The organism is Halobacillus sp. ABH2_015, from assembly GCF_056158945.1.
Genome location: NZ_JBSWUG010000001.1, coordinates 1 through 5,746, shown reverse-complemented (window position 1 = coordinate 5,746; position 5,746 = coordinate 1). Strand labels below are relative to the sequence as shown.

Here is a 5,746-nt window from a genome sequence, read left to right as displayed (position 1 = left end):
AGAGCCATTAGCTCAGCTGGTAGAGCATCTGACTTTTAATCAGAGGGTCGAAGGTTCGAATCCTTCATGGCTCACCATTTATTTGCGGGTGTGGTGGAATTGGCAGACACGCTAGATTTAGGATCTAGTGCTTCACGGCGTGGGGGTTCAAGTCCCTCCACCCGCACTTTAATTACCATGATCAGCATTCCATTATAATAATGCTGCGGTCGTGGCGGAATCGGCAGACGCGCTAGGTTGAGGGCCTAGTGGGAGTTAATCCCGTGGAGGTTCAAGTCCTCTCGACCGCACCAACTAATTTCTTTAAAAAAGTTGTTGCAATCGACACGGAAACGTGTTAAGATAGAAAAGTCGCTTTCAACGCAAAGCTATTATAAAATGCGCCCGTAGCTCAATTGGATAGAGCGTCTGACTACGGATCAGAAGGTTAGGGGTTCGACTCCTCTCGGGCGCGCCATTTTAACGGGAAGTAGCTCAGCTTGGTAGAGCACTTGGTTTGGGACCAAGGGGTCGCAGGTTCGAATCCTGTCTTCCCGACCATCGAGAAATACAACATGATATATGCGGGTGTAGTTTAGTGGTAAAACCTCAGCCTTCCAAGCTGATGATGAGGGTTCGATTCCCTTCACCCGCTCCATTATTCAATCACCATTGGGGCCTGTAGCTCAGTTGGTTAGAGCGCACGCCTGATAAGCGTGAGGTCGGTGGTTCAAGTCCACTCAGGCCCACCATTACTTGATCTTTGAAAACTGAACGAACCAACCAGTACGTCAAAACATTTCTTCTTTAATGAAGAAATTTGAAACAAGCACATTCGGTGTGCAAATGAGCAAGTCAAACTACTTTTATGGAGAGTTTGATCCTGGCTCAGGACGAACGCTGGCGGCGTGCCTAATACATGCAAGTCGAGCGCGGGAAGCGAGCGGATCCCTTCGGGGTGAAGCTCGTGGAACGAGCGGCGGACGGGTGAGTAACACGTGGGCAACCTGCCTGTAAGATCGGAATAACCCCGGGAAACCGGGGCTAATGCCGGGTAATACTTTTCTTCGCATGAAGATAAGTTGAAAGATGGCTTCTCGCTATCACTTACAGATGGGCCCGCGGCGCATTAGCTAGTTGGTGAGGTAACGGCTCACCAAGGCAACGATGCGTAGCCGACCTGAGAGGGTGATCGGCCACACTGGGACTGAGACACGGCCCAGACTCCTACGGGAGGCAGCAGTAGGGAATCTTCCGCAATGGACGAAAGTCTGACGGAGCAACGCCGCGTGAACGATGAAGGTCTTCGGATCGTAAAGTTCTGTTGTCAGGGAAGAACAAGTACCGTGCGAATAGAGCGGTACCTTGACGGTACCTGACGAGGAAGCCCCGGCTAACTACGTGCCAGCAGCCGCGGTAATACGTAGGGGGCAAGCGTTGTCCGGAATTATTGGGCGTAAAGCGCGCGCAGGCGGTTCCTTAAGTCTGATGTGAAAGCCCACGGCTCAACCGTGGAGGGTCATTGGAAACTGGGGAACTTGAGGACAGAAGAGGAGAGTGGAATTCCACGTGTAGCGGTGAAATGCGTAGATATGTGGAGGAACACCAGTGGCGAAGGCGACTCTCTGGTCTGTTTCTGACGCTGAGGTGCGAAAGCGTGGGTAGCAAACAGGATTAGATACCCTGGTAGTCCACGCCGTAAACGATGAGTGCTAGGTGTTAGGGGGCTTCCACCCCTTAGTGCTGAAGTTAACGCATTAAGCACTCCGCCTGGGGAGTACGGCCGCAAGGCTGAAACTCAAAGGAATTGACGGGGGCCCGCACAAGCGGTGGAGCATGTGGTTTAATTCGAAGCAACGCGAAGAACCTTACCAGGTCTTGACATCCTTGGACCTCCCTAGAGATAGGGATTTCCCTTCGGGGACCAAGTGACAGGTGGTGCATGGTTGTCGTCAGCTCGTGTCGTGAGATGTTGGGTTAAGTCCCGCAACGAGCGCAACCCCTAATCTTAGTTGCCAGCATTCAGTTGGGCACTCTAAGGTGACTGCCGGTGACAAACCGGAGGAAGGCGGGGATGACGTCAAATCATCATGCCCCTTATGACCTGGGCTACACACGTGCTACAATGGATGGTACAAAGGGCAGCGAAGCCGCGAGGTGTAGCAAATCCCATAAAACCATTCTCAGTTCGGATTGCAGGCTGCAACTCGCCTGCATGAAGCCGGAATCGCTAGTAATCGCGGATCAGCATGCCGCGGTGAATACGTTCCCGGGCCTTGTACACACCGCCCGTCACACCACGAGAGTTGGCAACACCCGAAGTCGGTGAGGTAACCTTTTTGGAGCCAGCCGCCGAAGGTGGGGCCAATGATTGGGGTGAAGTCGTAACAAGGTAGCCGTATCGGAAGGTGCGGCTGGATCACCTCCTTTCTAAGGATATTACGGAAACGTACTGTGTTGGTTGTTCAGTTTTGAGAGATCAAAGCATCTTTCAAATTTGTGAACCTTGAAAACTGGATAAGGAATTATGACTCATCTAGCGATGAGATCATGATGACAAGACATCTAATTGATTTATATAAACGTCTTTTCACGAAGATAGTTAAGTGAATAAGGGCGCACGGTGGATGCCTTGGTACTAGGAGCCGATGAAGGACGGGACTAACACCGATATGCTCCGGCGAGCCGTAAGCAGGCTTTGACCCGGAGATTTCCGAATGGGGAAACCCACTGTTCGTAATGGGACAGTATCCTATACTGAATACATAGGTATAGGAAGGCAGACCCGGGGAACTGAAACATCTAAGTACCCGGAGGAAGAGAAAGCAAACGCGATTTCCCAAGTAGCGGCGAGCGAAACGGAATCAGCCCAAACCAGAAAGCTTGCTTTCTGGGGTTGTAGGACACTCCTTTGGAGTTATCAAGGAGGAAGATAGACGAATCGATCTGGAAAGATCAGCCGAAGAGGGTAACAGCCCTGTAGTCGAAATCTTCCTCTCTCCGGAGTGGATCCTGAGTACGGCGGAACACGAGGAATTCCGTCGGAATCCGGGAGGACCATCTCCCAAGGCTAAATACTCCCTAGTAACCGATAGTGAACCAGTACCGTGAGGGAAAGGTGAAAAGCACCCCGGAAGGGGAGTGAAATAGAACCTGAAACCGTGTGCCTACAAGTAGTCGGAGCCCGTTAATGGGTGACGGCGTGCCTTTTGTAGAATGAACCGGCGAGTTACGACCGTATGCGAGGTTAAGCAGCAGAAGCGGAGCCGCAGCGAAAGCGAGTCTGAACAGGGCGAGTGAGTATGCGGTCGTAGACCCGAAACCGTGTGATCTACCCATGTCCAGGGTGAAGGTCAGGTAACACTGACTGGAGGCCCGAACCCACGTAAGTTGAAAATTACGGGGATGAGGTGTGGGTAGGGGTGAAATGCCAATCGAACACGGAGATAGCTGGTTCTCTCCGAAATAGCTTTAGGGCTAGCCTCAGAATAGAAAGTCATGGAGGTAGAGCACTGATTGGACGAGGGGCCCCTATCGGGTTACCGAATTCAGTCAAACTCCGAATGCCATAGACTTTGTTCTGGGAGTCAGACCGTGGGTGATAAGGTTCATGGTCGAGAGGGAAACAGCCCAGACCGCCAGCTAAGGTCCCAAAGTGTGTGTTAAGTGGAAAAGGATGTGGAGTTGCTTAGACAACCAGGATGTTGGCTTAGAAGCAGCCATCATTCAAAGAGTGCGTAATAGCTCACTGGTCGAGTGACTCTGCGCCGAAAATGTACCGGGGCTAAACACACCACCGAAGCTGCGGATTGATCTTATGATCAGTGGTAGGAGAGCGTTCTAAGTGCTGCGAAGTCAGACCGTAAGGACTGGTGGAGCGCTTAGAAGTGAGAATGCCGGTATGAGTAGCGAAAAAAGAGTGAGAATCTCTTTCACCGAATGCCTAAGGTTTCCTGAGGAAGGCTCGTCCTCTCAGGGTTAGTCGGGACCTAAGCCGAGGCCGAAAGGCGTAGGCGATGGACAACAGGTTGATATTCCTGTACCACCTCCTTTCCGTTTGAATGACGGGGGGACGCAGGAGGATAGGGAGAGCGTGCCATTGGATGTGCACGTCCAAGCAGTGAGACGGTCGGAATAGGCAAATCCGTCCGACAACGTCAAGCTGTGATGGGGAGGGAACTATAGTACCGAAGCTCCTGATTTCACACTGCCAAGAAAAGCCTCTAATGAGGAAAGAGGTGCCCGTACCGCAAACCGACACAGGTAGGCGAGGAGAGTATCCTAAGGTGAGCGGGAGAACTCTCGTTAAGGAACTCGGCAAAATGACCCCGTAACTTCGGGAGAAGGGGTGCTCCTCTGCCGAGGAGCCGCAGTGAAAAGGCCCAAGCGACTGTTTACCAAAAACACAGGTCTCTGCGAAGCCGTAAGGCGAAGTATAGGGGCTGACACCTGCCCGGTGCTGGAAGGTTAAGGGGATGCGTTAGCTTATGCGAAGCGTTGAACCGAAGCCCCAGTAAACGGCGGCCGTAACTATAACGGTCCTAAGGTAGCGAAATTCCTTGTCGGGTAAGTTCCGACCCGCACGAAAGGTGCAACGACTTGGGCACTGTCTCAACGAGAGACCCGGTGAAATTATACTATGTGTGAAGATGCACATTACCCGCGACAGGACGGAAAGACCCCGTGGAGCTTTACTGCAGCCTGATATTGAATGTTGGTACAGCTTGTACAGGATAGGTAGGAGCCTTGGAAACCGGAGCGCCAGCTTCGGTGGAGGCGCTGGTGGGATACTACCCTTGCTGTACGGACATTCTAACCCAGGACCGTAATCCGGTCCGGAGACAGTGTCAGGTGGGCAGTTTGACTGGGGCGGTCGCCTCCTAAAGAGTAACGGAGGCGCCCAAAGGTTCCCTCAGAATGGTTGGAAATCATTCGCAGAGTGTAAAGGCACAAGGGAGCTTGACTGCGAGACCTACAAGTCGAGCAGGGACGAAAGTCGGGCTTAGTGATCCGGCGGTACCGTATGGAAGGGCCGTCGCTCAACGGATAAAAGCTACCCCGGGGATAACAGGCTTATCTCCCCCAAGAGTCCACATCGACGGGGAGGTTTGGCACCTCGATGTCGGCTCATCGCATCCTGGGGCTGTAGTCGGTCCCAAGGGTTGGGCTGTTCGCCCATTAAAGCGGTACGCGAGCTGGGTTCAGAACGTCGTGAGACAGTTCGGTCCCTATCCGTCGTGGGCGTTGGAAATTTGAAAGGAGCTGTCCTTAGTACGAGAGGACCGGGATGGACACACCGCTGGTGTACCAGTTGTTCCGCCAGGAGCATCGCTGGGTAGCTACGTGTGGTCGGGATAAGTGCTGAAAGCATCTAAGCATGAAGCCCCCCTTGAGATGAGATTTCCCTCTGCTTCGAGCAGATAAGATCCCTCAGAGACGATGAGGTTGATAGGTCCGAGGTGGAAGCGTGGTGACACGTGGAGCTGACGGATACTAATGGATCGATGACTTATCTATATATACTTCGTGAATGATGTTTCATCAATAGTTGTTTCCTTATCCAGTTTTGAGGGTTTTCAAAAAAAACTTTCAAAAACACCTTGATTTTCATTACAAGATACAGTATAATAGTTCTTGTCCTTGAAAAAAGGAGTTATAAAGATCTGGTGATGAAGGCGAAGAGGTCACACCTGTTCCCATGCCGAACACAGTAGTTAAGCTCTTCAGCGCCGATGGTAGTCGGGTTTACCCCCGTGAGAGTAGGACG

General features: G+C 52.1%; 7 tRNA genes and 3 rRNA genes. All 10 read left to right on the top strand.

The window, feature by feature from the left end:
- Position 1 precedes the first annotated feature (1 nt).
- Positions 2-77, top strand: a tRNA-Lys gene (locus ACXAD6_RS00050).
- Between the two features lie 7 nt (positions 78-84).
- A tRNA-Leu gene (locus tag ACXAD6_RS00045) sits at positions 85-166 on the top strand.
- Between the two features lie 39 nt (positions 167-205).
- Positions 206-293, top strand: a tRNA-Leu gene (locus ACXAD6_RS00040).
- A gap of 87 nt (positions 294-380) precedes the next feature.
- A tRNA-Arg gene (locus ACXAD6_RS00035) sits at positions 381-457 on the top strand.
- 6 nt (positions 458-463) lie between these two features.
- Positions 464-540, top strand: a tRNA-Pro gene (locus ACXAD6_RS00030).
- Positions 541-563: 23 nt separating this feature from the next.
- Positions 564-637, top strand: a tRNA-Gly gene (locus tag ACXAD6_RS00025).
- Between the two features lie 17 nt (positions 638-654).
- Positions 655-731, top strand: a tRNA-Ile gene (locus tag ACXAD6_RS00020).
- 113 nt (positions 732-844) lie between these two features.
- Positions 845-2,409 (top strand): 16S ribosomal RNA (locus ACXAD6_RS00015).
- Positions 2,410-2,579: 170 nt separating this feature from the next.
- Positions 2,580-5,496 (top strand): 23S ribosomal RNA (locus ACXAD6_RS00010).
- Positions 5,497-5,641: 145 nt separating this feature from the next.
- Positions 5,642-5,746: ribosomal RNA gene (rrf, locus tag ACXAD6_RS00005) — 5S ribosomal RNA — on the top strand; the annotation flags it as partial.